Source organism: Sphingomonas sp. NFR15 (assembly GCF_900103265.1).
Classification (GTDB): Bacteria; Pseudomonadota; Alphaproteobacteria; order Sphingomonadales; family Sphingomonadaceae; genus Sphingomonas; species Sphingomonas pollutisoli.
In genome coordinates this window covers 271,832-298,216 of the sequence record NZ_FMWX01000002.1, presented here as the reverse complement: position 1 = coordinate 298,216, position 26,385 = coordinate 271,832, and the positions used below count along the sequence as shown (strand labels likewise).

General features: G+C 68.2%; 27 protein-coding genes and 1 pseudogene. 22 read left to right on the top strand and 6 right to left on the bottom strand.

Annotated features, from left to right (window positions below; all coding sequences use genetic code 11):
• Positions 1-26 precede the first annotated feature (26 nt).
• A complete protein-coding gene (locus BLS81_RS06800) occupies positions 27-1,793 on the bottom strand; it encodes a fatty acyl-AMP ligase (RefSeq protein ID WP_093222493.1) in 1,767 nt (588 codons plus the stop codon).
• Between the two features lie 115 nt (positions 1,794-1,908).
• On the opposite strand from BLS81_RS06800, the gene BLS81_RS06795 reads away from it, so the two are divergent.
• The 5 genes and pseudogenes from BLS81_RS06795 to BLS81_RS21270 all read left to right on the top strand — a co-directional run.
• Positions 1,909-2,448, top strand: a complete 540-nt coding sequence (locus tag BLS81_RS06795; RefSeq protein ID WP_093222489.1) for a RecX family transcriptional regulator — start codon at positions 1,909-1,911, stop codon at positions 2,446-2,448.
• 54 nt (positions 2,449-2,502) lie between these two features.
• Positions 2,503-3,084 carry a cold-shock protein gene (locus tag BLS81_RS06790; RefSeq protein ID WP_093222486.1) on the top strand — a complete coding sequence of 194 codons (582 nt, stop codon included), beginning with the start codon at positions 2,503-2,505 and terminating at the stop codon, positions 3,082-3,084.
• 7 nt (positions 3,085-3,091) lie between these two features.
• The gene (locus tag BLS81_RS06785; RefSeq protein ID WP_256326107.1) at positions 3,092-3,601 is read left to right on the top strand and encodes a DUF192 domain-containing protein; all 510 of its coding nucleotides are present in this window, start codon (positions 3,092-3,094) and stop codon (positions 3,599-3,601) included.
• A 42-nt stretch (positions 3,602-3,643) separates the two neighbouring features.
• Positions 3,644-4,036 carry an NADH:ubiquinone oxidoreductase subunit NDUFA12 gene (locus tag BLS81_RS06780; protein WP_093222481.1) on the top strand — a complete coding sequence of 131 codons (393 nt, stop codon included), beginning with the start codon at positions 3,644-3,646 and terminating at the stop codon, positions 4,034-4,036.
• Positions 4,037-4,230: 194 nt separating this feature from the next.
• A pseudogene (locus BLS81_RS21270) lies at positions 4,231-4,464 on the top strand (DUF2155 domain-containing protein); the annotation flags it as partial.
• A 35-nt stretch (positions 4,465-4,499) separates the two neighbouring features.
• On the opposite strand, the gene aat reads toward BLS81_RS21270, so the two are convergent.
• The 5 genes from aat to BLS81_RS20705 all read right to left on the bottom strand — a co-directional run bounded on the left by aat (position 4,500) and on the right by BLS81_RS20705 (position 7,272).
• The gene (gene aat / locus BLS81_RS06770) at positions 4,500-5,240 is read right to left on the bottom strand and encodes a leucyl/phenylalanyl-tRNA--protein transferase (RefSeq protein ID WP_093222955.1); all 741 of its coding nucleotides are present in this window, start codon (positions 5,238-5,240) and stop codon (positions 4,500-4,502) included.
• Between the two features lie 17 nt (positions 5,241-5,257).
• Entirely contained in the window at positions 5,258-5,971 is a 714-nt protein-coding gene (locus tag BLS81_RS06765) for a ParA family protein (protein WP_093222479.1), read from the bottom strand.
• Between the two features lie 80 nt (positions 5,972-6,051).
• The gene (locus BLS81_RS06760; RefSeq protein ID WP_093222476.1) at positions 6,052-6,429 is read right to left on the bottom strand and encodes a hypothetical protein; all 378 of its coding nucleotides are present in this window, start codon (positions 6,427-6,429) and stop codon (positions 6,052-6,054) included.
• A gap of 179 nt (positions 6,430-6,608) precedes the next feature.
• Positions 6,609-7,106: a DNA-deoxyinosine glycosylase gene (locus BLS81_RS06755; protein ID WP_093222474.1), complete on the bottom strand. Its 498-nt coding sequence runs from the start codon at positions 7,104-7,106 to the stop codon at positions 6,609-6,611.
• Position 7,107: 1 nt separating this feature from the next.
• Positions 7,108-7,272, bottom strand: a complete 165-nt coding sequence (locus BLS81_RS20705) for a hypothetical protein (RefSeq protein WP_176787063.1) — start codon at positions 7,270-7,272, stop codon at positions 7,108-7,110.
• A 99-nt stretch (positions 7,273-7,371) separates the two neighbouring features.
• Here BLS81_RS20705 and BLS81_RS06750 point away from each other — a divergent pair, with 99 nt between their 5' ends.
• The 17 genes from BLS81_RS06750 (at position 7,372) to ftsA (ending at position 26,361) form a co-directional block, all read left to right on the top strand.
• The gene (locus BLS81_RS06750; protein WP_093222471.1) at positions 7,372-8,364 is read left to right on the top strand and encodes a cysteine synthase A; all 993 of its coding nucleotides are present in this window, start codon (positions 7,372-7,374) and stop codon (positions 8,362-8,364) included.
• A 49-nt stretch (positions 8,365-8,413) separates the two neighbouring features.
• The gene (locus tag BLS81_RS06745; RefSeq protein ID WP_093222469.1) at positions 8,414-8,707 is read left to right on the top strand and encodes a hypothetical protein; all 294 of its coding nucleotides are present in this window, start codon (positions 8,414-8,416) and stop codon (positions 8,705-8,707) included.
• A 332-nt stretch (positions 8,708-9,039) separates the two neighbouring features.
• Complete coding sequence (locus BLS81_RS06740; RefSeq protein ID WP_093222466.1) at positions 9,040-9,540, top strand: division/cell wall cluster transcriptional repressor MraZ; 501 nt, start codon at positions 9,040-9,042, stop codon at positions 9,538-9,540.
• Entirely contained in the window at positions 9,513-10,484 is a 972-nt protein-coding gene (gene rsmH, locus BLS81_RS06735; RefSeq protein ID WP_176787062.1) for a 16S rRNA (cytosine(1402)-N(4))-methyltransferase RsmH, read from the top strand. The genes BLS81_RS06740 and rsmH overlap by 28 nt, the downstream gene beginning before the upstream one ends.
• Complete coding sequence (locus tag BLS81_RS06730) at positions 10,484-11,071, top strand: hypothetical protein (protein WP_093222461.1); 588 nt, start codon at positions 10,484-10,486, stop codon at positions 11,069-11,071. The genes rsmH and BLS81_RS06730 overlap by 1 nt, the downstream gene beginning before the upstream one ends.
• Positions 11,068-12,807 carry a peptidoglycan D,D-transpeptidase FtsI family protein gene (locus BLS81_RS06725; protein WP_093222458.1) on the top strand — a complete coding sequence of 580 codons (1,740 nt, stop codon included), beginning with the start codon at positions 11,068-11,070 and terminating at the stop codon, positions 12,805-12,807. The genes BLS81_RS06730 and BLS81_RS06725 overlap by 4 nt, the downstream gene beginning before the upstream one ends.
• Positions 12,804-14,219, top strand: coding sequence for a UDP-N-acetylmuramoyl-L-alanyl-D-glutamate--2,6-diaminopimelate ligase (locus BLS81_RS06720; protein WP_093222455.1), 1,416 nt, complete (start codon positions 12,804-12,806; stop codon positions 14,217-14,219). Before BLS81_RS06725 ends, BLS81_RS06720 begins: the two co-directional genes overlap by 4 nt.
• Before the next feature lie 124 nt (positions 14,220-14,343).
• Positions 14,344-15,717 (top strand): UDP-N-acetylmuramoyl-tripeptide--D-alanyl-D-alanine ligase, encoded by a 1,374-nt coding sequence (gene murF, locus BLS81_RS06715; protein WP_093222452.1) that lies wholly within the window; start codon positions 14,344-14,346, stop codon positions 15,715-15,717.
• Positions 15,718-16,788, top strand: coding sequence for a phospho-N-acetylmuramoyl-pentapeptide-transferase (gene mraY, locus BLS81_RS06710; RefSeq protein ID WP_093222449.1), 1,071 nt, complete (start codon positions 15,718-15,720; stop codon positions 16,786-16,788). It abuts the gene before it with no gap.
• A complete protein-coding gene (murD, locus tag BLS81_RS06705; RefSeq protein ID WP_093222447.1) occupies positions 16,785-18,191 on the top strand; it encodes a UDP-N-acetylmuramoyl-L-alanine--D-glutamate ligase in 1,407 nt (468 codons plus the stop codon). Before mraY ends, murD begins: the two co-directional genes overlap by 4 nt.
• A 29-nt stretch (positions 18,192-18,220) precedes the next feature.
• Positions 18,221-19,402, top strand: a complete 1,182-nt coding sequence (locus BLS81_RS06700) for a peptidoglycan glycosyltransferase FtsW (protein ID WP_093222954.1) — start codon at positions 18,221-18,223, stop codon at positions 19,400-19,402.
• A complete protein-coding gene (murG, locus tag BLS81_RS06695) occupies positions 19,399-20,559 on the top strand; it encodes an undecaprenyldiphospho-muramoylpentapeptide beta-N-acetylglucosaminyltransferase (protein ID WP_093222444.1) in 1,161 nt (386 codons plus the stop codon). Before BLS81_RS06700 ends, murG begins: the two co-directional genes overlap by 4 nt.
• The gene (murC, locus tag BLS81_RS06690; RefSeq protein WP_093222442.1) at positions 20,556-21,962 is read left to right on the top strand and encodes a UDP-N-acetylmuramate--L-alanine ligase; all 1,407 of its coding nucleotides are present in this window, start codon (positions 20,556-20,558) and stop codon (positions 21,960-21,962) included. Before murG ends, murC begins: the two co-directional genes overlap by 4 nt.
• 202 nt (positions 21,963-22,164) lie before the next feature.
• Positions 22,165-23,073: a UDP-N-acetylmuramate dehydrogenase gene (murB, locus tag BLS81_RS06685; RefSeq protein ID WP_093222439.1), complete on the top strand. Its 909-nt coding sequence runs from the start codon at positions 22,165-22,167 to the stop codon at positions 23,071-23,073.
• 112 nt (positions 23,074-23,185) lie between these two features.
• Positions 23,186-24,121, top strand: a complete 936-nt coding sequence (locus BLS81_RS06680) for a D-alanine--D-alanine ligase (RefSeq protein WP_093222436.1) — start codon at positions 23,186-23,188, stop codon at positions 24,119-24,121.
• Positions 24,118-25,074, top strand: coding sequence for a cell division protein FtsQ/DivIB (locus BLS81_RS06675; protein WP_093222434.1), 957 nt, complete (start codon positions 24,118-24,120; stop codon positions 25,072-25,074). The genes BLS81_RS06680 and BLS81_RS06675 overlap by 4 nt, the downstream gene beginning before the upstream one ends.
• Before the next feature lie 24 nt (positions 25,075-25,098).
• Entirely contained in the window at positions 25,099-26,361 is a 1,263-nt protein-coding gene (gene ftsA / locus BLS81_RS06670; protein ID WP_093222431.1) for a cell division protein FtsA, read from the top strand.
• The last annotated feature ends 24 nt before the right edge of the window (positions 26,362-26,385 follow it).

Sequence of the window (26,385 nt, the reverse complement as noted above, 5' to 3'; positions counted from 1 at the left end):
GTCTTTAGCGCCGCCTCCACGGTACTTCAAGCGGCGATATCGTAAGGCTTGATCTCGCCGTTGAGATACAGGTTGCGCGCCTTGGCGCGGCTGAGCTTGCCCGAGGAGGTGCGCGGCAGCGTGCGCGGCGGGATCAGCTCGATCACGCAGTTCATGCCGGTGACCGAGCGGACGCGCTCGCGAATCTCGTCGCGCAGGCGCACGCGCTCGGCATCGTCCGAACTGCGGCACTGGACGAGCACGGCGGGGGTCTCCTCGCCGCCGGGCGTCGTGATCGCGAAGGCGGCGATGTCGCCGGCCTTGAAGCCGGGCAGTTGCTCGACCGCCCATTCGATATCCTGCGGCCAGTGGTTGCGACCGTTGACGATGATCATGTCCTTAGCGCGGCCGACGATGTAGATGTAGCCGTCCGACAGATAGCCCATGTCGCCGGTGTCGAGCCAGCCGTCGATCAGGCAGGCGTCGGTCGCCTCGGCGTCGCGGAAATAGCCGACCATCACCGACGGGCCGGAACACCACACCTTGCCGATCGCGCGTTCGGGCAGGGGGGTACCGTCTTCCTCGCGGATCTCGACCTTCATGTCGCGCACCGGCTTGCCGCAATTGACGATCGCGCGGTAGCGCTGCGGCCGGTCCTGTCCGGCGGCGACGCCGGAGAGCTGAGTCTCCTCGACGAGTTCGACGCGGATGCCCTCGCCCGGCGGCATGATCGACACCGCGAGCGTGGCTTCGGCGAGGCCGTAGCTCGGCAGGAACGCGCTCGCCTTGAAGCCGGCGTCGGTGAAGGCGTCGACGAAGCCCTGCATCACGTCAGGGCGGATCATGTCGGCGCCGTTGCCCGCCAGCCGCCAGCGCGACAGATCGAATCGCTCGCCGGCGCGGGTCTGGCTGGAGATGCGCCGCGCGCAGATGTCATAGCCGAACGTCGGCGAATAGCTGATCGAGGTGCCGGGATTGCGCGAGATCATGTCGAGCCAGGCGAGCGGCCGCCGTGCGAAATCCTCGGTCTTGAGATAATCGCACGAGACCTGATTGGCGATCGGCGACAGGAAGCAGCCGACCAGCCCCATGTCGTGGTACCAGGGCAGCCACGAAATGCAGCGGTCCTGCATTTCGAGCTGCATGCCGTGCGCATGCGCGGCAAGGTTGTTGAGCAGCGCGCGGTGGGTGATGGCGACGCCGTGCGGGAAGCGCGTCGAGCCGCTCGAATATTGCAGATAGGCGATGTCGTCGGACGCGGCCGGCGGCAGCGGCGCGTCGGGGGCGGGACGCGCGGCGAACTCGCTCCAGTCGACGCCGTCCACATCCACGAGCCGGGCGGCTTCGCCCGCCATCTGCGCGAGTTCGGGCGGATAGACCAGCATCTTGGGGTCGCAGCTCGCAAGCTGGACACGGAGCTGCTCGATATAGGATTCGCGTCCGCCGAACGAGGTCGGCAGCGGCAGCGGCACCGGCCACGCGCCGGCATAGACCACGCCGAAGAACAAGGCGGCGAATTCAGGCCCGGTTTCCGCGACCAGCGCGATCCGGTCCTGTGGCGACACCCCTGCCGCGATCAGCCGCCGCGCGGTCGCCAGCGCGTCGGCGCGCAGTTCGGCGAAAGTATAAGGAAGCACCAGATTGCCGCGCGCATCGTGGAAGTTCAGCCCGCGCACGCCGCTCGCCGCATAGTCGAGTGCATCGCCCAGCGTGTCGAAATCGGCGAAGCGCCGCGTCAGCGCATCTTCGGTCGGGGTGGCGGCCGGCGCCGGGTTTTCCAGCGCGTCGCCTGATCCCGCAAGTGTCGTCGTCATTATCGTCTGCGCCCTTGGTTGCGGATTTAATCCATCTCCGCCGGGATTTAAGCGAGCACCCCTGCTTACGCCAAGCGTTCAAAATCGGGTTCGACTGTGGCACAATGATGGCGCAATGTCTCGTGCCACCCCCGAGGAGCGTCGCCGCGGCGCGCCGCCGCTCGATGCCGCCGGGCTGGAACGGCTCGCGTTGCGCTATGTCGAGCGCTTCGCGACCACGCGAGGGCGCCTCTCCGCCTATCTGACGCGCAAGATCCGCGAGCGCGGGTGGGTGGGCGATCCGGCCGATCCGGCGGGGCTGGCCGAGCATCTCGCCGGGCTTGGCTATATCGACGATCGAGCGTTCGGCGAGGCGCGGGCGGCGGCGATGTTGCGCCGTGGCCTCGGGCGTCGCCGCGTCGCGGGGGCGCTGCGCGCGGCGGGGATCGACGGAGAGGATGCCGACGCGATCGCGCCGAAGGTTGCGGCCGGGGCGACAGCGGCGGCGTTCGCCTTCGCCCGGCGGCGCCGGATCGGTCCGTTCGCGGCCGAGCCCGCCGACCGGGCGGTGCGCGAAAAGCAGATCGCGGCGATGATTCGCGCCGGCCACGACATCGATATTGCGCGAAAAATCGCAAAAATGGCGCCCGGAGAAGGTCTAGAGGCAGCGGACTGATCTTTTTTAACCTGAATTCGCATGCTATTCTCATTCTCCGGGGGATTGTTAGTCATGCGTAACGAAATTGTTTCTGCCGCTGACGAAAGCGGCTGGTCGGATGCGGACCGAGGTACGGGAGACCCGCAGGGGCGGCCCTATTCCGGCGTGGTGAAATGGTTCGACGTGACGCGCGGCTTCGGCTTCATGGTCGCGGATGATCCCGCCGCTGGCGATATCCTGATCCACTTTTCGGTGCTGCGGCTGCACGGCCGACGCAGCCTGCCGGAAGGTGCGCGGATCGAGTGTCTGGCGGCGCCGCGTGACCGGGGGCTGCAAGCCACCGAAATCCTGACGATCGACCTCACCAACGCGGTCGAGCCGCCGGCGCGCGTGCGGGCGAGCGGCGACCGGGTCGATCCGATCGCCCTGGTCGCTTCGGCGGGTCCGTTCGAGCCGGTGACGGTGAAATGGTTCAACCGGCTGAAGGGCTATGGTTTCCTCGTACGGGCGAGCGACAGCGCCGACGTGTTCGTCCATATGGAGACGCTGCGCCGAGCCGGGCTGGCCGAGGTCGAACCCGAACAGGCGCTCAGCGCGCGCATCGTCGATGGCGCCAAGGGGCCGCTCGCGGTGCTGGTCCAGGCGGCCGAATAGCCCGCGCGTGACGTCATGGCCCCGCATGATCGCCGGCTTGCTGGTGGCGGCGGGCTTGCCGTTGGCGAGCTGCGCGCGCGGTGATCCCGCGGCCGATGGCGCCGCGCCGGCCAAGGTGAAGGTCACCATCTCGGGCGCGGGCGGACGCCACGTCTTCACGGTCGAACAGGCCAAGACCGCAGCGGCGCAGGAACAGGGGCTGATGTTCCGCACCGACATTCCGGCGGACGGCGGAATGCTCTTCTATCCGTATCCGCCCGACGGCGCCGCGCCGCGCACCGCCACCTTCTGGATGAAGAACACGCCAAGTCCGCTCGACATCGTCTTCATCCGGGCGGACGGCACGATCGCGCGCATCGCCGAACAGTCGCCGCCGTTTTCGCAGGCGCCGATCCCCTCGGGCGAGCCGGTCGCGGCGGTGCTGGAGCTTCGCGGCGGCCGATCGCTCGATCTCGATATCAGCGCGGGCGACACGGTGCGCTGGAATGGTGGGCCGGACGGCGTCACCAAGCGCTGAATCGCGGTTGAAGGCGGCCGCGCCACAGGCTAAGCGGCGCATATGGGACTGAACCTCAATCCGTTTACGTGGTGGACCGGCGCCACCCTCGGCACCATCATCGGACTGCGCGGCAAGGCGCGGGTCGGCGAGGATGCGCTAGGCAACGTTTATTACGAGGGCGGCAAGGATACCGCGGGCAATCCGCGCCGCTGGGTGATCTACAACGGCTCGAACGACGCGAGCCGCATCGCGCCCGAATGGTTCAGTTGGCTCCACCATCAGGTCGATGACGTTCCCGAACGTGCTCTGCCCGCGCCGCGCGCGTGGCAGAAGTCGGCCGTCGCCAACATGACCGGCACCGCGCTCGCCTATCGTCCGCCCGGCGCGCTCGAAAAGGGTGGCCATCGCGCGGCGGCGACCGGCGATTACGAAGCCTGGACGCCGGACGCGTGACCGTGCGGCTGCTGGGCGGGGTGGCGCTCGTCGCGCTGCTCGCCTGCGGCGGCTGCGATAAGGACCAGCCTTCGGAGACGGCCACCACCGGGAAGACCGCCCCACGCACCGCGCTCGATGAGCAAAGCGGTCCGTCCGATATCGTCACGGTCGATGTCGATCGCGACAGCGATCCGTCCGCCGGCGCGACGCCGATGGCGCAGCGCGTCGCCGTGCTCGGCGTGCTCAACAAGCGCAACGGCGCGACCCGCGAGGTCACGCTCAAGCCCGGCCAGGCGGCGCGCGTCGGCGATGCGGTGATCCACCTGCGCGCGTGTGAGCAGACCGCGCCGTGGGAGCCGGATCATTATACCGGCGCGTTCGTGCAGCTCGACGTGAAGCAGTACGACGCGAAGTGGCACCGCGTCTTTTCGGGCTGGCTCTACAAGGAACGCCCGTCGCTCAACGTCGTCCTCAACCCGATCTACGACGTCTGGCCCAAGAGCTGCGCGATGACCTTCCCGGCCGGTGGCCCCGATACGGTCGCGATCGGCAATGACTCGGGCGAGGCACGGTCGAGCGCGAAGAAATCGGCGCCGGCCGAAGGCGACAGCGCTCCGCCCCCCGCGCCGACCGAGCCGTCCAACGCGGACGACAGCAACGCGAGGTAACGCGCGCGCGGCACCTCGATCGCGCCGAGCGAGGCGAGGTGTTCGGTCATGAACTGGCAGTCGAGCAACGTGAAGCCGCCGAGGCGCAGCCGCGCCACCAGCCATGCGATCGCCACTTTGGAGGCATCGCGCGCGCGGCTGACCATGCTCTCGCCGAAGAACGCGCGGCCGAGCGCGAGGCCGTAGAGGCCGCCGACCAGCGTCGGCCCGTCCCACACCTCGATCGAGTGCGCGAAACCCATCGCGTGCAGCTCGCAGAACACGCGCTCGATCTGTCCGTTGATCCAGGTGTCGGGCCGGTTGGCGACGCTCTGCGCGCACAAGGCGATCATCTGCGGGAAGGCGAGGTCGGCGGTGACGCGGTAGCGGTCGCTTGCGACCGTCTTCCGCAGCGAATGCGAGAGGTGGAAGCCGTCGAGCGGCAGGATCGCGCGCTGGCGCGGCTCGACCCAATAGACGCTGTCGGCGTCGCGCGAATCGGCCATCGGAAACACGCCGACCGAATAGGCGCCGAGCACGAGTTGCGGATCAAGCTGCGGTGTGCCGGTCGACATGTCGCTCCGCGGCGCCCTCATCCGGCCAGACGGCGCTCGATCGCCTGCCAGAGTTGCGCGAACGCCCGCCCGCTCGCCGATTTCCCCGCGAACGCGCCGACCGGCTCACGCCGGGTCGTCATCGATTCGATCACGCTCGCCATTGGGATCACCGGCCAGTCCGGGTGCGCTTCGAGTGCGGCGGCGTGAAGTTTGCGCCGACGATCGACCATCGAATGCACCGGCAGCACGTTGGCCTTGGCGCCGAGATGCCTGACGACTTCGGCGAAGGCGCGTTCGGACAGCGGCGAGGGGATCACCGGCACCACGATCAGGTCGGCGGCGCGCATCACCTGGTCGCTCGTCTCGGTCAGGCCGGGCGGGCAATCGAGCAGGATGCGGTCATACTGTTTGCGCAAGCCGCCCAGCAGTTTCTGGAGCCGCTTCTTGCGGTCGAGTTCGTGGAAAAGCACGTCCAGCCCGCGCAACGATGCGTCGGCGCCGATGATGTCGAGGCGGGGAACAGCGGTCTTTCGGATCAGATCGCCGGCATCGGCATCCTTGAGGAACACCGATTGCGCGGCCTCGCGCGCCGTGCCGGTCGCGAGCATGAAGGTACTCGCCGCCTGCGCGTCGAGATCCCACAGCAAGGTGCGCCGGGCCGAAAGCATCGCCGCGCACCAGGCGAGATTGACGGTGAGCGTGGTTTTGCCGACGCCCCCCTTGAGACTGTAGATTGCGATGGTCGACACGAAAGAACCTCCCTGGCGCGGGACGCTATATCGTGGCGGTGCCGAACGCTAGGCGTCGGCACCGCGCCACCGGCGGGTTTTTACGCCTTGCAGGCCTGGGCGGGCTTGCCCGGCTGGGTCAGCGTGATGCCGCTCTTGTCGCCCTTCAGCTCATAGCCTTCGAGCTTGTAGGGGTCGCCGGCCTTTTCGGCGGTCAGCTTCGTGATGCTGCCTTCCTTCTCCGGCTTGATGAGCACCTGCTTCTCGCCCTGGAAGAAGTCGACGATCACGACGCTCTGGTCCTTGCAGCGAAACGTCACTTCCGACGTCATCATCGGCGGCAGCTCGACCGGCTTGCGCTTGGCGAGTTCGGCGGCGTTGGGATCGGGCGAGGTCGAGGTGACTTCGGTGGGTTTGTTCTCGCAGGCGGCAAGCGAAACCAGCGCGAGGGCGGCGGCGGGGAGGAGCAGTTTCTTCATGGTGCGGTTGCTTCGCCTATGCGAAACATCGCGTCAACTCTCTTGCATGCGCAACAAAATGTTTTTGTAAAGCTACCATGTAACCAATGGAATTTGTCCGATAAAAGTCTCGTGCGGTCGCAGGACGTCGGCCCGAACGGCGTTCGTTCAGAATGCGGCGGCGCGGCATTTTCGGCGAATCACGGTGTCAGATAGGCCGTTAGTTCGCGCCACACCGGCAGCTTCGCCCCGAGTCCGATCGTGTGCATCCCGCTGCTGGAGGGGAGGGCGTGAATCGCATAGCGCGCCGCCGCCGGCCCGAGCTGGCGCAGCCCGTGTTTGTAGGACGCGCCGCCGTTGAAGCCGATCGCGCGCAGTGCGGGCAGGGTGGCGACAAGGGCGGCGAGATCGTTGGCGCTGATGTCGCGCATGGCGGCATCGGTGCTGCCGGTTCGTCGTGCGCTCGCCACCACGTCCCACAGCCCGACCCGGCTGGCGAGCAGGCGGGCCAGCCGCGCCTCATAGTCGAGCGCGACCAGATCCTCGTCCACCACCCCCGACATCAGCCGCCAGAACTGGTTCTGCGGATGGGCATAATAGCGCCGTGCCGCCAGCGATTGCTCACCCGGCAGGCTGCCCAGCACCAGCACGCGCACGTGCGCATCCACGACCGGCGGAAAGGAATGTTTGAACGTCAGGTCAGGTCGCCGCGACGGGATCGCTATGCGCGAAATCGTCGCCCTGGATCATCGCGTCCCGCTCGCACGCCTGACGCTGTGGGGCCGCGCGAATCGCTGCGGTTACGATGGCGCCGCGCGCCAGCCTGACGGCTTCGGCGTCCTCGATGTTGAACCGCGCGTGCATGCTATACCTCTGTTGACGGTTCTCATACCACAAGCAGATATTGGTGCCAGCGAGGCAAGCATGGATTGCGGGCGTCGCGGTCGTCGCTATTTGAGAGCCATGCACACCGCTCCCGACACGCTCGCCCTGATCGGCAACACGCCGCTCGTCCTGTTGAAAGGTCCGAGCGAGGCTGCGGGAGCGGAGATCTACGGCAAGTGCGAGTTCGCCAATCCCGGCGCCTCGGTGAAGGATCGTGCCGCGCTCGGCATCGTCGAGGATGCCGAAGCGCGCGGCGTGATCGAGCCCGGCGGCACCTTCGTCGAGGGCACGGCGGGCAACACCGGCATCGGTCTCGCGCTGGTCGCCAACGCCAAGGGCTACAAGACGATCATCGTCATGCCCGAGACGCAGAGCCGCGAAAAGATGGACACGCTGCGCGCGCTCGGCGCCGAGCTCGTGCTGGTGCCGGCCGCGCCCTATTCGAACCCCGGCCATTTCGTCCACACCTCGCGGCGGATCGCCGAGGAGACGCCCAACGCGGTCTGGGCCAACCAGTTCGACAATATCGCCAACCGCCGGGCGCACATCACCGGCACCGCCGAGGAAATATGGGCGCAGATGGAGGGGCGGATCGACGGCTTCACCTGTGCGGCCGGAACGGGCGGGACGATCGCCGGCGTGGGCATGGGGCTGAAAGCCAAGGATGAGCGCGTCTGCATCGCGCTCAGCGATCCGCACGGCGCCGCGCTCTACGAATATTATGCGCACGGCGAACTGCGCTCGGAAGGGTCGTCGGTCGCCGAGGGGATCGGGCAGGGGCGGATCACCGGCAACCTCGAAGGCGCGCCGATCGACACGCAGTTCCGCATCTCGGACGAAGAGGGGCTCGAATGGGTCAGCCGGCTTTTGTCCGAGGAAGGGCTATGCCTCGGCCTGTCCTCGGGCATTAACGTCGCCGGCGCGGTGCGGCTGGCGCGGCAGCTCGGGCCGGGCAGCCGGGTGGTGACGATGCTGTGCGACACCGGGTTCAGGTATCTGTCATCGCTCTACAATAAGGACTGGCTGGAGGCCAAACGCCTGCCGGTTTTTCCTTGGCTTGCGACGAACTGAGGCAGGGCATCGACAACAGGATATTTTTGCGTTACATTTCTGCCACAGTATGAAAATGATCGTACCAGATCCGGGCCATGCGAGCCACCGCGCCAAGGTCGGCATGATCGGCCTCGCGGCGGTATTGCTGCTAATCGGCCTCGCTGCCGCCGTCTTCGCGACCGCGACCAAGGAGCGGCCCGTGCTGCTCGCCGCGAACGCGCGGACGCATGTGGCGCAGCGCGCGTCGGACCAGGCCGCCACGCCCAGCGACAAGGCCACCAACGAGCCGCTCGCCGAACTCGGTGTCGCGCCGAGTTCATCGAGCGCCGATAACGCGTCGGATGCAGCGCGCGGGCAGTGACCGCGCACCGTCTGCCTGTCCCGGGGAGAAGCCGGGAAATCACACCACGATCAGCCTCGGCGCCGGGAATATCCGGGTGCCTATGGCTGCGCGCGCGAACATCACAGGAACATAACGGAAAGGTGCCGAAGAATTTGCAGGAATCTCGAAGCGGATAGCTTCTATCCCGCCAAATCCCCGGATTTCCCCTTGAATCCCCGAACAGCCCTATGATACCTCCGTCTTCGACAGGGGTAGCTTTATCTCGCCTGCGCGATCCTCACCGGAGCGGTTGAAAACAGCCGCTTTTCGGGCCGGGGCCGGCGTGCCTGTCGCTTTGTGGAGCGTGGCAAGTGGGGGACCGGCAGGAGTATCAGGGAAAGGGGCTTGGCCTTGTCGATGACAAGGGTCGCGTCGCTATTCCCAGCGCACTCCGCACCACCCTCGCCAAGAACGCCCCACGTGACGACGGCAAGGATGGCGGCACTGTCATCATCGCGCCGCACCCGACCTATCGCTGCCTGATCGCGTACGATCCCGGTTTCATCGAAACGCTGAAGCGTGAGTGTGAGGCGCGCGACGAGGCGCATGTCGCGGCGACCGGCGCGTCGGACTACAACATCCTCGCCCGCGCCGGCGCCGCCGAAACTTTGCCGTTCGATGGCAGCGGCCGCTTCATCATGCCCGCGTTCGAGCGCCGCTATGCGCGGATCGAGGATGTCGCGTTCTTTCACGGCACCTTCAAGTGGATCACCATCTGGTCGCCGCGCGTGATGATCGAGACCGACGGGATCGACCCGTTCCTCAAGGAAGCGGTCGAATTTCAATGCGCCGAGAAGGGGATCGCGCTGTGAGCGATGCTCCGCACATTCCCGTGCTGCTGGACGAGGTACTCGAAGCGCTCGCGATCCGTCCGGGTTCGGTGCAGGTCGATGCGACCTTCGGTGCCGGCGGCTACACGCGCGCCATGCTCGCCGCGGGCGGGCGGGTGTTCGCCTTCGATCGCGATCCCGATGCGATCGCCGCCGGCCAGGCGCTGGTCGCCGCGTCGGACGGCGCGCTGACGCTGATCGCGGCGACCTTCTCCGCGCTCGAGGCCGAACTCGCGGCGCGCGGCGCGCTCCCGGTCGATGGCATCGTCATGGATATCGGCGTCAGCTCGATGATGCTCGACCAGCCCGAACGCGGCTTCAGTTTCCAGCAGGACGGCCCGCTCGACATGCGGATGAGCCAGGAAGGCGAGAGCGCCGCCGATTTCCTCAACACCGCCGACGAGGCGGTCATCGCCGACGTGTTGTACGAATATGGCGAGGAACCGCGCGCGCGGCGTGTCGCGCGCGCGATCGTCGCGGCGCGCCCGCTCACGCGCACCACCGATCTCGCGAACGTGGTCAGAAAGGCGTTGGGGTACAAGCCGCACGACAAGAAGGATCCATCGACACGGACCTTCCAGGCCGTTCGGATTCACATCAACCGCGAACTCGGCGAACTCGCCGATGGCCTCGCGGCGGCGGAGCGCGCGCTCCGCCCCGGCGGCACGCTCGCGGTGGTGACCTTTCACAGCCTCGAGGACCGGTTGGTGAAGCGGTTCTTCCGCGAACGCAGCGGCGGTCTGCCCGGCGGATCGCGCCACTTGCCGCAAGTCGCGGCCAAGGCGGCGCCGAGTTTCGAAAATGTCGCGCGCGCGGTGCGCGCGGGTGAGGCCGAGCTCGCGCGCAATCCGCGCGCGCGTTCGGCGACGTTACGGGTCGCGCAGCGGACGGCGGCTGCGGCTTGGGTGAATGAGGGAGCGTTGTAATGCTTGGGCTTGCGTGGAAGACCCTTGGCTGGTTTCTGGCCGGCGTCGCGGTGGCGCTCGGCTTTCTGCTCGTTCCGCTTCAGGTCGCGGCCGAGCGCAAGAAGCTCGACCGAACGGTTGCCGACATCGCCCAGGCGCGCCGCGACATCCGTGCGCTGGAGACCGAGTTCGAGACGCGCGCCAACCTCGCCCAGCTCGATCAGTGGAATAACGACACGCTGCGGCTGGTCGCCCCGGGGGCCGGGCAGTTCGTCGCCGACGAGGCCGCGCTCGCCGCGATCGACGTCCGTCAGCCGGGTACGGCGGGCATCCAGACCGCCTCGTTCGTGCCCTCGCCGCCGGTGAGTGAATCGCTTGCCGCCGCCGCGCCGGCGCAGGCGGAAACCGTCGCGCCGAAACCGGTGGCGGCGCCTGCGGCCGCGCCGGCGAAGCCGGCGCCGGTCGTAGCGGTCGCGGCGGTCAAGCAACCCGCCGTGAAACGCGCCAAGGCGCAGGCGGTGGCGATGCTCGACCGCAAGCTGCTGAGCGACTCAACGGTCGGCGATCTGCTCTCGTCCGCCCGCGCGGAATCGCGCTCGGCGCGATGAGCACCTTTCTTGCCCGCCCCCTGCCGCAGCGCCGGTCGAGCGGTCAGCGCCATGCGCTGATCGCGACCGCGCATGTTCGGCTGATGATCCTGATGCTGTTCCTCGGCGCGGGATTTCTGGTGGTGATCGGCAAGATCGCGCTGCTCGGCCTGCTTGGATCGGCGGCGGACGCGCGCGGCGTCGCGGTCAACCCCGTTGTGCGGAGCGATATCCTCGATCGTAATGGCGAGCCGCTCGCCCGCACGATCGACGCCTGGACGGTGGGCGTTCGTCCGCACGAGATCCTCGGCGACAAGCGCGCGCTCGCCGAGGCGCTGGTCAAGATCATGCCGGGGCATGATGCGGACTGGTATTACGCCAAGCTCGGCATGAACGTGAATTTCACCTATCTGGAGCGGCGCGCAACGCCGGCGCTGGTCAACGCGATTCACGATCTCGGCGAGCCCGGCATCGTCTTTGCGCAGGAGCCCGAGCGGCTCTACCCGCAATCGACGCTCGCCGCGCACGCGCTCGGCTATATCGGGCCGAGCGGTGACGATCCCAACATCGCCGGCCGCGCCGGCATCGAACGCGCTTTCGACGATCGGCTGAGCAGCCCGGCCGAGCGCGGGGTGCCCATGTCGCTGTCGCTCGACGCGCGCGTGCAGGCGGCGATGGAGAGCGAACTCGGCCGCGCGATGGCGACGTTCAGCGCCCGCAACGCGACCGGCATCGTGCTCGACGTGCATACCGGCGAGGTGATCGCGATGGCCTCGCTGCCGGTGTACAACCCCAACAAAATCGGCGGCACCCCCGGCGACGCGCTGCGCAACAACGTCACGCAGAGCGTGTACGAGCTTGGCTCGACCTTCAAGCCGATCACGATGGCGACCGCGATCCAGAGCGGCACCGTCACCTCGATGGCGCGCCGGTTCGACGCGACCGCGCCGCTCAAGGTCGGCGGCTTCACCATCCATGACGAGCGCGGCGATCCGAAGCGCTGGCTCAACATCCCTGAGACGCTGATCTATTCGTCCAATGTCGCCACCGCGCGGATCGCCGATGAGGTCGGCGCGGAGCGGATGCAGGCGATGTTCCGCCTGCTCGGCTTCGATTCCAAGCCGCAGATCGAGGTGCGCGAGAAAGCGCATCCGCTCTGGCCGCGCTATTGGGCGCGAACCACCACGATGACGACGGCATATGGGCACGGCATCGCCATCACCCCGCTGCAGCTCGCCAGCGCGTACGCCGCGCTGGTGAACGGCGGCATCTGGCGGCCATCGACACTGCTGAAGGTCGCGCCGGGCCATGCGGTGGCGGGGCGGCGCGTGCTGTCCGAGGAAACCAGCGCGCGGATGCGGCAGCTCCTGCGCCTCGTCTGTCTGTACGGCACGGGCCGCAAGGGCGACGCGCCCGGCTACCGCGTCGGCGGCAAGACCGGCACCGCCGAGGCCGCCTCCAACGGCGGCTACGATCATCATCGCAACGTCGCGACCTTCGTTGCCGCATTCCCGATGGACGCACCGCGCTACGTTGTGCTCGCAATGCTCGATTCACCCTTGGGCACCAAGGAGACGTTCGGCTGGAAGACCGCGGCCTGGAACGCGGCGCCGGTCGTGGGCCGCGTCATCGCCCGCACCGGCGCGATGCTCGGCGTGATGCCGGACGCCCGGCGTGAGATCGACCTCGCCGACCTTCGCCCGATGCTGACTCTTGTCGCGGGGGCTCAGGCGCCAACCGGAGAAGAAGAGCAATGAGACTCGCGGCGTTGATCCCCGGCGCGCCCGACGTCCAGGTGACGGGCTTCGCGATCGACCACCGCAAGGTCGCGCCCGGCACCGTGTTCGGCGCGTTTCCCGGCACGCACTTCAACGGCGAGGATTATATCGCGGCGGCGGTCGCGAGCGGCGCTGTTGCTGTCGTCGCGCGCGCGCAAGCCGTGGTGGAAGGCGCGGTGCATATCGCCGATCCGAACCCGCGCCGCCGCTTCGCCGCGCTCGCCGCGCGCTTCTTCGCGCCGTTTCCGCAGACGGCGGTCGCGGTGACCGGCACCAACGGCAAGACCTCGACCGTCGAGATGGTGCGCCAGCTCTGGCGGATGGCGGGCTTCCACGCCGCGTCGATCGGCACGCTCGGCGTGACCACCGCCGACGAGCGCGTCTCGACCGGGCTCACCACGCCCGACATCGTCACCTTCCTGTCGAACGTCGCGGGCCTCGCGCGCGAAGGCGTGACGCATCTCGCCTTCGAAGCGTCGAGCCACGGGCTCGACCAATATCGTACCGAAGGCGTGCCCTTGAAGGCGGCGGCGTTCACGAACCTCAGCCGCGATCATCTCGATTACCACGGCACGATGGAGGCGTATCTCGCCGCCAAGCTGCGGCTGTTCGGCGAGGTGCTGGAACCCGGCGCGACCGCGGTGCTGTGGGCCGACGATGCCGTGTCGGCGGAGGTTTCGCACGTCGCGAAGGCGCGCGGGATTACCGTCCTGTCGGTCGGCACGCAGGGCGAGACGCTGCGGCTGGTGTCGCGCGAGCCGACGTTGCTCGGCCAGACGCTGACGATTGCGCATGACGACAAGTCGCACCGCGTCACGCTGCCGCTGATCGGCGCCTATCAGGCCGCGAACGCGTTGGTCTCGGCCGGGCTGGTGATCGCCACCGGCGGCGACCCCGGCGCGACGCTCGGTGCGCTCGCGCGGCTCCAGCCGGTGCGTGGACGGCTCGAACGCGCGGTGATCGCGCGCAGCGGTGCGCCGGTTTATGTCGATTACGCGCACACCCCCGATGCGCTCGACGCCGCGATCGCGGCGCTGCGCCCGCATGTCGGTGGGCGACTGATCGTCGTGTTCGGCGCGGGCGGCGACCGCGACCAGGGCAAGCGAATCGAGATGGGCCGTATCGCCGCCGCCAAGGCCGACCAGGTCATCGTCACCGACGACAATCCGCGCGGCGAAGACCCCGCCGCGATCCGCGCGATGGTGCTGGCCGGCGCGCCCGATGCGATGGAAATCGGCGCGCGCCGTGAGGCGATCGGCGCGGCTATCGCGGGTGCGGGGCCGCAGGATATCGTGCTGATCGCCGGCAAGGGGCACGAGCAAGGCCAGATCGTCGGCGATCTCGTCCTGCCGTTCGACGATGTGAGTGTCGCGCGCGAGATGGCGGCGTGATGACAGCCCCGTTCGCAACAAAATCCCCCTCCCGCGCGCGGGAGGGGTTAGGGGAGGGCATGTCAAAACATGCATCCCCCGGACAGGCCCTCCCCCAGCCCCTCCCGCAAGCGGGAGGGGAGAAGTGAGTCTCTGGACCTCCGCCGAGATCGCCGCCGCGACCGGCGGCATCGCCTCGGCCGACTTCACCGTCTCGGGCGTCGCGTTCGATTCGCGCGAAGTCGGCCCCGGCGATCTGTTCATCGCCATGAAGGGCGAAGCGACCGACGGGCATCGCTTCCTCGACCAGTGTTTCGCGCAAGGCGCCGCCGGTGCGATCGTTAGCGCCGAAACCGCGCACCCGCACGTCCGCGTCGCCGATACGACCGCGGCGCTCGAAGCGCTGGCCCGCGCATCGCGTGCCCGCACGCACGCCAGGATCATCGGCGTCACCGGCTCGGTCGGCAAGACCGGTACCAAGGAAGCGCTGTTCGCCGCGCTCGATCGCGGCGCGCGGGGCCAAGCGCACCGCTCGGTCAAAAGCTACAACAACCACACCGGCGTGCCGCTCAGCCTGGCCCGCATGCCCGCCGAAAGCCGCTTCGGCGTGTTCGAAATGGGCATGAACCACGCCGGCGAGCTCGCCGCGCTCACGCGGATCGTCCGCCCGCATATCGCGCTGGTGACGGCGATCGCGCCCGCGCACACCGCCTTCTTCTCAGGTGAAGAGGCGATCGCCGATGCCAAGGGCGAAATCTTCCAGGGGCTCGAACCCGGCGGCACCGCGATCGTGCCGTTCGACAGTCCGCACCGCGACCGGCTGATCGCCGCCGCCACCCCCTATGCCGCGCACATCGTCACCTTCGGGTTCGGCGCGGGCGCCGATGTGCGCGCGATCGAGACGATGCCGGTCGCCTCGGGCGGCACCTTCGTCAGCGCGCGGCTCGGCGACACCGAACTCAATTACACGATCAGCCAGCCCGGTGCGCATTGGGTGTCGAACACGCTTGCAGTGCTGGCGGCGGTGCGCGCGGCGGGCGGCGATCTCGCGCGCGCCGGGCTCGCGCTCGCCGAGCTGGAAGGGCTGGCCGGACGCGGCGCGCGCTTCACCGTGCCCGTGGCCGGCGGCGCGGCGCTGGTGATCGACGAAAGCTACAACGCCAATCCGTCTTCGATGCGCGCTACGCTGGCGGTGCTGGCGCAGCAGGACGCGCCGCGCAAACTCGTCGTGCTCGGCGAGATGCGCGAGCTCGGCGTGGAGAGCGACGCCTATCACGCCGCGCTCGCCGGTCCGATCCGTGCGGCGGGCGTCGAGACGGGCATATTGGTCGGCGAATCCATGCGCGCGCTTTCGAACGCGCTTGAGGGGCAGGGCGATTTCGTCCATGTGCCCGACGCCGCAGCCGCGCAGCGGTGCCTCCGGGCGCTGCTCGCGCCGGGCGACGCGGTTCTCATCAAGGGGTCGAACGGCGTGGGGTTGTCGGCGGTGGTCGCGGCCTTGCGGAGCGGGATTGGGTAAATGTTCTATTTCATCGCCGAGCTGTTCCACTTCCACGGCGCTTGGAATCTGTTCCGCTATCTGAGCTTCCGCACCGGCGGCGCCGTGGCGACGGCGCTGTTCCTCGGGCTGCTGATCGGCCCGCGCTTCATCGGCTGGCTGCGCGTGCGGCAGGGCAAGGGGCAGCCGATCCGCAGTGACGGCCCGCAGACGCATTTCGCCAAGCGCGGCACGCCGACGATGGGCGGGCTGATGATCCTCACCAGCCTGGTGGTCTCGGTGCTGCTGTGGATGGACCTGACCAACCCCTTCGTCTGGGCCTGCACCTTCGTGACTTTGGGCTTCGGCGCGATCGGGTTCCTCGACGATTACGACAAGGTCCGCAAGGCGAGCACGGCGGGGGTGTCGGGCCGCGTGCGGCTGCTCGGCGAATTCGCGATCGCGATCGCGGCGAGCGCGATGATCGTCCATCAGAACGGCACGCATCTGTACCTGCCGTTCGTGACCGGCGTGTCGATCGACCTCGGCTATTTCTACATCCTGTTCGCCGCGTTCACGATCGTCGCGTTCGGCAACGCGGTGAACCTGACCGACGGGCTCGACGGGCTCGCGACGATGCCGGTCATCATCGCGGCGGTGGCGTTCATGCTGATCGCCTATCTCGCCGGCAACGCCAAGTTCGCGGCCTATCTAGGCATTCCGCACGTCTTCGGCGCGGGCGATCTGGCGATCTTCTGCGGCGCGATCGTCGGGGCAGGGCTGGCGTTCCTGTGGTTCAACGCGCCCCCGGCGGCGGTGTTCATGGGCGACACCGGCAGCCTCGCGCTCGGCGGCGCGCTGGGTGCGATCGCGGTCACGGCGCACCATGAGATCGTGCTCGGCATCATCGGCGGGCTGTTCGTGGTCGAGGCTTTGTCGGTCATCATCCAGGTGTTCTGGTACAAACGCACCGGCCGGCGCGTGTTCCGCATGGCGCCGATCCATCACCATTTCGAACAGCTCGGCTGGGCCGAATCGACCGTCGTCGTGCGCTTCTGGATCGTCGCGCTGGTGCTGGCGCTGGCGGGTCTCTCGACGCTGAAGCTGCGGTGATCGCAAGCCCCGACTGGCGCGGCAAACGCTTCGCTGTCCTGGGGCTCGCGCGCTCCGGCGTGGCGACCGTGCGCGCGCTGCTGGCGGGCGGTGCGGAGGTAGTAGCGTGGGATTCGGACGCGGCGAAGCGCGAGGCTCTTTCTCCCTCTCCCCGCGTGCGGGGAGAGGGGCAGTCCGAAGCGGTGTCGCTCGTGGCTGCCCCTCTCCCGACCTCGCTGCGCTCGGCCACCCTCTCCCCGCAAGCGGGGAGAGGGAGTCTTTCATTCGCCGATCCGGAATCGATCGATCTCACCGGTTTCGACGGCCTGGTCGTCTCGCCGGGCGTGCCGCTCAACCGGCACCCGGTCGCCGCCAAGGCCCGCGCCGCCGGCATCCCCATCATCGGCGATATCGAGCTGTTCGCGCAGGCGCGCGCGGCGCTGCCGCCGCACAAGGTCGTCGGCATCACCGGCACCAACGGCAAGTCCACCACGACCGCGTTGATCCACCACATCCTGCAGACCGCCGGCATCCCGAGCCTGATGGGTGGCAACATCGGCCTCCCCATTCTCGCGCAGGAGCCGTTGCCGGAAGGTGGCGTGTACGTGCTCGAACTGTCGAGCTACCAGATCGACCTGACCTACAGCCTCGATTGCGATGTCGCGGTGCTGCTCAACATCACGCCGGATCACCTCGATCGCTACGATGGGTTCGCGGGCTACGCGGCCTCCAAGGCGCGGCTGTTCGCGATGCAATCGCCCGGTCGTAACGCGGTTGTGGATGTTGTGTCGGCCGCCAACTATGAGGTGCTGTCGTCTTCACCCGGTCTCGTAGCCAGCTTCATAGAAGATGTGCTGGATTTTAAACCGATCCGCGCCGGCGAACAGCAGAATTGGCCGTCGCTGCAGGGCCCGCACAACCTGCTTAATGCGCAAGCGGCGATCGAGGTGTGCGATATCCTCGGGGTTGATATCAAGACGATACGGTCTGCTCTCACCAGCTTCACCGGCCTCCCCCACCGTATGGAGCGCATCGCCACCCGCAACGGCGTCACCTTTGTCAACGACAGCAAGGCCACCAACCCCGAAAGCACCGCGCCGGCGCTCGCCGCGTTCGATCGCATTCACTGGATCGTCGGCGGCAAGGCCAAGGGCGCCGATCTCGACGCCTGCCGCCCGCATTTCGGCCATGTCGCCCGCGCCTTTACGATCGGCGATGCCGGGCCGCTGTTCGCGTCGCTGTTGCGCGACACGATGCCGGTGGAGGAAGCCGGTACGCTCGCCGCCGCCGTCGCCCGCGCCGCCGCGCAGGCGCAGCCGGGCGACACAGTGCTGCTCTCCCCCGCCTGCGCGTCGTTCGACCAGTTCCGCGACTTCGAACAGCGCGGCGACGCCTTCCGCGCCGCCGTCGAGGCGTTGCGGTGAGCGAGAAGAAGGTCTCCCTCTGGAAGCGCATGCAAGGAAGCGGCGGCCGATCCGACCGTTCGTGGCTCGGGATGTGGTTCTGGGACATCGATCGCGTGTTGCTGCTGCTGGTGCTGCTGCTGATCGGGGTCGGGGTGATCGCGGTCGGTTCGGCCTCGCCCTCCGCCGCCTCGCGCTATTCGGACGAGAAGCACCATATCGCGCCGCTCTACTATCTGTGGTGGCAGCTCGCCTGGGTGAGCGTGTCGATCCCGGTGATGCTGCTGATCTCGATGCTGCCGGTCGCGGTGGCGCGGCGGCTGGCGTTGCTCGGCGCCGCCGTGTTCCTGGTTGCGCTCGCCGCGGTGCCCTTCATCGGCGTGTCGAAGAACGGCGCGACGCGCTGGCTCAACCTCGGCGTGTCGCTGCTCCAGCCCTCCGAGTTCCTCAAGCCCTTCTTCATCGTCACGGTGGCATGGATCCTGTCGTTGCGCGCGCAGGACGAGGCGCTGCCGGTGGTGTTCATCACCGGCGCGCTGACCGCGCTCGTCGGCGTGCTGCTGATGATGCAGCCCGATTTCGGCCAGACGATCGTGTTCGTGGGGGTATGGTTCGCGCTGCTGATGATCTCGGGGACATCAACCAAGGTGATCCTCGGGCTGATCGCGCTCGCGCCGGCCGGACTGGTCTCGGCCTACTTTTTCTATGCGACCGCGCAGAAACGGATCAACGCCTTCCTGTTCCCGGACGTGGAGGGCGAGGGCGCGTCGGACCATTTCCAGACCAACGCCGCGCATGCGACGATCACCCACGGCGGCTGGCGCGGCACCGGCCCCGCCGGCGGCACGATGAAGTTCCGCCTGCCCGAAGGGCATACCGACTACATCTTCTCGGTGATCGGCGAAGAGTTCGGGTTGATCGCGTGCATGATCATCGCGCTGCTGTTCTTCGCGATCGTGGTGCGCGTGTTCGTCAAGCTGCTCGACGAATTGGATGAATTCCGCCTGTTCGCCGCTGCCGGACTCGCCACGCAGTTCGGCGTGCAGGCGTTGATCTCGATGGCGGTCAACACCGGCCTCGCGCCGTCGAAGGGCATGACCTTGCCGTTCATCAGCTATGGCGGATCGTCGCTCGTCGCTTTGTCGGCGGGAATGGGCTTGCTGCTGGCGTTCACCCGGCGCAATCCGTTCGTGTTGCGATCCCCGTATATCGCCAAATGGAGCGGCGTATGAGCAAACCCCGTCACTTCGTCCTCGCCGCCGGCGGGACGGGCGGCCACATGGTCCCCGCGGCGGCGCTCGCCGCCGAGCTGATCCGGCGCGGCCATTATGTCGCCTTGGTCAGCGACGAGCGCGGCGTGCGCTTCCCCGATCTGTTCGAGGGCATCCAGACGCATATCCTGCCAGCCGGCCGGCTCGGCGGCGGCCCGCTCGGCTATTACCGCGCCGTGCGGGAGATGTGGCGCGGCCGGGCGATGGCGATCGAGCTGTACAAGACCTTCCGCCCCGCCGCCGTGATCGGCTTTGGCGGCTATCCGGCGCTGCCCGCGCTGCTCGCCGCGTTCAACCAGAAGATCCCGACCGCGATCCACGAGCAGAACGCGGTGCTCGGCCGCGTCAACCGGCTGGTCGCGGGCAAGGTCGATGCGATCGCGACCTCCTACGCCAAGGTCGAGCGGCTCAAGGAGAGCCTGAGCGACAAGATCCATCTCGTCGGTAATCCGGTGCGCGATTCGGTGATCGCGATCCGCGCCAAACCCTATCCGCTGCTGGAGGAGGACGGCATCTTCCGCGTGCTGGTGACCGGCGGCAGCCAGGGCGCGAGCGTGCTGAGCAAGGTCGTGCCCGAGGGGTTGGCGATGCTCCCGGTCAGCTTCCGCCGCCGCCTGCAAGTGACTCACCAGGCGCGCGTCGAGGATATCGAGGCGTGCCGCGCCAAATATAAGGAACTCGACATCGCCGCCGATCTCGCCACCTATCTGCCCGATCTGCCCGAGCATCTCGCGTGGTCGCACCTCGTCATCGCGCGCGCGGGCGCCTCGACGCTGTCGGAGCTGACCTGCGCCGGTCGCCCCGCGATCCTCGTGCCGCTGCCTAGCGCCACCGACGATCACCAGACCGTCAACGCGCGTGAAATGACGCTGGCGGGCGGCGCGCGCACGATCGACCAGCGCGCGTTCACGCCGGTCGAACTCGCCAAGCAGATGCAGCGGCTCGGGCTCGATCCCGCCGCGCTTCAAAATGCGGCGGCGCGCGCGCGGGGCTGCGGCCGGCCGGATGCGGCGCGCGACCTCGCCGATCTCGTCGAAAGCCTCGGGGAGACCAGGGGCGACCTGCCGATCGGCGTACCGCTCCCCGCGCAGTTCCGGGACAAGGCGGCGTTCGCATGAAGGGCGTCGCGACCGATATCGGTACGATCCATTTCGTCGGCATCGGCGGCATCGGCATGTCCGGCATCGCCGAGGTGATGAAAAACCTCGGCTATAACGTGCAAGGCTCCGACGTGGCCGAGAGCTATGTCGTCGAAGGGCTGCGCGCCAAGGGCATCCCCGTCGCGATCGGCCACAAGGCGGAGAATCTCGGTGACGCGGCGGTGATCGTCACGTCGACCGCGATCAAGCGCGGCAACCCCGAGGTCGAGGCGGCGCTCGCCAACCGCGTGCCGGTGGTGCGCCGCGCGGAAATGCTTGCCGAACTGATGCGGCTCAAATCGACCGTCGCGGTGGCGGGCACGCACGGCAAGACCACCACCACCTCGATGGTCGCGGCTTTGCTCGATGCCGGCGGTGTCGATCCGACCGTCATCAACGGCGGCATCATCAACAGCTACGGCTCGAACGCGCGGCTGGGCGCGAGCGACTGGATGGTGGTCGAGGCCGACGAGAGCGACGGCAGCTTCCTGCGGCTCGACGGCACGATCGCGGTGGTGACCAACATCGATCCCGAACATCTCGATCACTATGGATCGTTCGACAAGGTCAAGGACGCGTTCGTCGAGTTCGTCGAGAACGTGCCCTTCTACGGCGCGGCCTTGCTGTGTCTCGATCACCCCGAAGTGCAGGGCATCCTGCCGCGTGTGCGGGATCGTCGCATCGTTACCTACGGCTTCTCGACCCAGGCCGACGTGCGCGGGGTCAACGTGACGCCGATCCCCGGCGGCAACCGCTTCGAGACGATCGTGCGCCAGCGCGACGGCACCACGCGCTCGATCGAGGGGATCGAACTGCCGATGCCCGGCCGCCACAACGTCCAGAACGCGCTCGCCGCGATCGGCGTGGCGCTCGAACTCGGCATCGACGATGCCACGATCCAGCAGGGCTTCGCCAAGTTCCACGGCGTCAAGCGGCGCTTCACCAAGGTCGGCGAGACCGGCGGGGTGACGGTGATCGATGATTACGGCCACCATCCGGTCGAAATCCGCGCGGTGCTGGCGGCAGCGCGCGAAGGCGTTCAGAACCGGGTGATCGCAGTGGTGCAGCCGCACCGCTATTCACGGCTCGGCGCGTTGATGGAGGAGTTCCAGGGCGCGTTCAACGACGCCGACATGGTCTATGTCGCGCCGGTCTATGCGGCCGGCGAAGCGCCGATCGAAGGTGTCGATGCAGAGGCTTTGGTCGAGGGGCTCAAGCGGCGCGGCCACCGCTCGGCCGCGACGATCGCCGACGCCGACTCGCTCGCGGGCACGCTTGCCGGCGTGGTGCAGCCGGGCGATATGGTGGTGTGTCTGGGTGCGGGCGACATCACCAAATGGGCGGCGGGTCTCGCCCCCGCGATCGAGGCCGCGCGGGCATGAGCGGAATCGCGAGTCCAACACCGGCTAGCGCCACGCTGGTGGCTCTGGACCCCCGCGTGCGCGGGGGAACGGGTGTTTGCGCGCGGTGCGCCACACCCACGCCGTTCGCCCTGAGCGAAGTCGAAGGGCGTGCCACGGGCGCAGCACTTGGGGCACGTGCTTCGACTTCGCTCAGCACGAACGGGTGGGGAGGTGACAGGCGATGACCGTCGTGTCTGCGCCGAACACACTCCCCGAAGTGCGCGGCCAACTCACCCCCGGCGCTCCGCTCGCCCCCCTCGTCTGGTTCAAGACCGGCGGCCCGGCCGAGTGGCTGTTCGAGCCGCAGGATGCCGACGATCTCGCCGCGTTCCTGCGCGCGCTCGATCCTAAGGTGCCGGTGATGGCGCTCGGGCTCGGGTCGAACCTCATCGTCCGCGATGGCGGCTGGCCCGGCGTGGTCGTGCGGCTCGGCAAGCCGTTCGCGACCGTCGAGCAGATCGACGCGACCAGCTTGCGCTGCGGCGGCGGCGCGACAGGCATCCTCGTCTCGTCCAAGGCGCGCGACGCCGGCATCGGCGGTATCGAGTTCCTGCGCTCGATCCCTGGCACGGTCGGCGGGTTCGTGCGGATGAATGGCGGCGCTTATGGCCGCGAGGTCAAGGACATCCTCGTCGCGTGTGACGTGGTGCTGCGCTCGGGCGAGCGCGCCACGCTGGCGCTCAAGGATCTCGGCTACACCTATCGCCATAGCGCGCTGCCCGAAGGCGCGATCGTGGTGAGCGCGACCTTCCGGGGCCACCCCGAGCAGACCGCGGTGATCCAGGGCGAGATGCTGCGCATCGCCGCAGCGCGCGAGGCGTCGCAGCCGCTGCGCTCGAAGACGGGGGGCTCGACCTTCAAGAACCCGCCCGGCCATAAGGCGTGGGAATTGATCGACGCCGCCGGCTGTCGCGGCCTGCGCCACGGCGACGCGCAGGTGAGCGAGAAACATTGCAACTTCCTGCTCAATCTCGGCGACGCGACGAGCAGTGACATCGAAGCCTTGGGAGACGATGTGATCGAACGGGTGAAGGCGCATTCGGGCGTGACGCTGGAGTGGGAGATACAGCGGGTGGGGGTGGCCAAGTGAGCGGCGCCAACCACCGTCATGCCAGCGGAAGCTGGCATCTCGTTGTGCGTGTAGCGCGTCTGTCGCGAGAGATCCCAGCTTGCGCTGGGATGACGGATGTGGAGACGCGTGCATGACCGCCCCCCCCCACATCGCCGTCCTCATGGGCGGCTGGTCGGCCGAGCGCGAGGTCTCGCTGATGTCCGGCACCGGCGTCGCCGACGCGCTCGAATCGCGCGGCCACCGCGTCACGCGGATCGACATGGACCGCGACGTGGCGGCGAAGCTCGCCGCCGCACGGCCCGACATCGTCTTCAACGCGCTCCACGGCACCCCCGGCGAGGACGGATCGGTGCAGGGCATGCTCGATCTGATGGGCCTGAAATACACCCACAGCGGCCTCGCCACTTCGGTGATCGCGATCGACAAGCAACTCACCAAGCTGCTGCTCGTCCCCGCCGGCATCCCGATGCCGGGCGGCCGCATCGTCAAGTCCGAGACGTTGTACGAAGCCGATCCGCTGCCGCGCCCGTATGTGCTGAAACCCGTCAACGAAGGCTCGTCGGTCGGTGTCGCGATCGTCACGGCGGAGGGCAATTACGGCAATCCGATCGGCCGCGATGTCGCCGGCCCTTGGACCGAGTTCGACGAACTGCTCGCCGAGCCGTACATTCGTGGCCGGGAACTGACGACGGCGGTGCTGGGCGGGCAGGCGCTCGGCGTCACTGAACTGCGGCCCAAGAACGGCTGGTATGATTTCGACGCGAAATATACCGAGGGCCTGACCGAGCACATCTGCCCCGCGCAGATCCCCGATGACGTGGCCGACGCCTGCAAGCGAATCGCGCTCGAAGCGCACCGTGTGCTCGGCTGCAAGGGCGCGTCGCGCTCCGATTTCCGCTGGGACGACGAGTGTGGCGTCGACGGGCTGTTCCTGCTCGAAGTCAACACCCAACCCGGCATGACGCCGCTCAGCCTCGTCCCCGAACAGGCGCGCCACATCGGCATGAGCTACGCCGATCTCGTCGAGGCGATCGTCGACGAAGCCCTTGCGGGCGCCGCGCCGTGACCAGCAAGACCATCAAACGCGGTACTCCGCGCCGCCCGGTCCAGCAGAAGCGCCGCAAGGCGCCCAAGGTCTCGATCATCGACCGGATCATCGCCGCGCTCCCGGTCAGCGAGGCGACGCTCACCCGCATCGCGACCTGGACGATCGTCGCGATCGTGTGCGGCGGCGTGCTGGCGATGGGGGTGTGGATGGGTATCCCCGGCGCGGTCGGCACGGCGGTGGGCGAGGGGATCGGCGAGGCGGGCTTCCGCGTCAACAACGTCCAGATCACCGGGCTCGCGCGGATGGACCAGAACACGATCTACAAGATCGCGCTTGAACAGCCCTCGCTGGCGATGCCGCTGGTCGATCTCGAAAAGACCCGCGAGCGGCTGGTCGCGCACAGCGGCTGGATCGAGGATGCGCACGTCTCGCGCCGCCTGCCCGATACCCTGCTCGTCCAGATCGTCGAGCGCACGCCCGCCGCGGTCTGGCAGAACAAGGGCCAACTCGCGCTGATCGCCGCCAACGGCACCTATCTCGAGCCGGTGCAGCCCGATGCGATGCCCGATCTGCCGCTCGTGGTCGGCGATCATGCCAACGAACAGCAGGAGTCGTACGATCATCTGCTCGCCGCCGCGCCGGCGCTGCGCCCGCAGGTCAAGGCGGCGATCTGGGTCGGCAACCGGCGCTGGAACCTGACCTTCGACAGCGGCGAGACGCTCGAATTGCCCGAAGGCGATGATGCCGCCGCGCGTGCCCTGGTGAAATTCGCGCAGATGGACGGCGTCCAGCCGCTGCTCGGCAAGGGCTGGGTCGGCTTCGACATGCGCGATCCGGCGCGGCTGGTGGCACGCAAGCCAGGCGATACCGCCGGCGGTGCACTGCCGACACCCGCCATCGCGCAGCCAGCCAAGCCGAAATCGAATGCTACCGAAGCGAGGGCGGCCGCGCTACCGTTCGCGCAGGGCTAGTTGGGGCAAGCAGGGGTACAGCGTATGGCGAAGATCGCACCGGAAGGACTGATTACCGCCCTCGACATCGGCTCGTCGAAGGTTTCGGCGATGATCGCGCAGAAGGGCGACGGCGGTGAGCTGATCGTGCTCGGCACCGGCCAGCGCGAGAGCCGTGGCGTCAAACGCGGCTATATCGCCGACGCGGCCGCGACCGAGGCGGCGGTGCGCGAGGCGGTCGAGCAGGCCGAGCGGATCGCCGGCACCAATATCGAGAATGTCTGGGTCAGCTTCTCGGCGGGCGGCCTCGTCTCCGATGTCGCCTCGGTCGAATTCGAACTTGGCGGGCACCGTGTCGAGCAGGCCGATATCGACGCACTGCTGCAAGCAGGCCGCGATTCGATCGACCCAGCCGGGCGGATCGTGCTGCACGCGCAGCCCGCGCTTTACACGCTCGACGGGCTGACCGGCGTCAAGCGCCCGCTCGGGCTGCATGCCGACCGGCTCGGCGTCCATATCCACGTTGTCGCGGCGGACGGGTCGCCGGTGCGCAACCTCGGGCTGTGCGTCGCCAACGCGCATCTGGAGGTGAAGTCGATCATCGCCTCGCCGGTGGCGACCGGACTCGCCTGCCTCTCCGATGAAGAGCGCGAGCTTGGCGTCGCGCTGGTCGAGCTGGGCGCGGGCATCACCAATGTCTCGCTGTTCGCGGGCGGGATGCTGGTCGGGCTGACCTCGATCCCGATTGGCGCCGCCGACATCACCGACGACATCGCCTCCGCCTTCGGCACGCGCCGCGCCCACGCCGAGCGGATGAAGTGCGTCCACGGCTCGGCCAACGCGTCGCCTCGGGACAATCACGAGATGATCGACGTCGCGCCGATCTCGTCCGAGGACGGACAGGGCGACGGCACGCGCATCACCCGCGCGCAGCTCATCGGCGTGATCCGCCAGCGGCTCGATCATCTCATCGGCGAGGTGCGCAAGGCGTTGGTCGAGCTGAAGTTCGAAGGTCCGGTCGGGCGGCAGGTCGTGCTGACCGGCGGCGGCGCCGAACTGAACGGCATCGCCGATTATGCCCAGGCCGCGCTCGGCCGTTCGGTGCGCGTCGGTCGCCCGCGCGGCCTGTCGGCGCTGCCGGAAGCGCATTCCGGGCCGGCGTTCGCGACGCTCGCGGGCCTCGCTTTCTATGCCGCGTCCGATCCGGTCGATTTGCGCGCTTTGCCGCGCGGGCACCAGACGGTGCATCGTCCCAAGGGCTTCGCGATCTTCCGCCGGATGATGGCGGCGGCGCGGGCGAATTATTAAAGAATTGCGACTCCGCGCAGCATT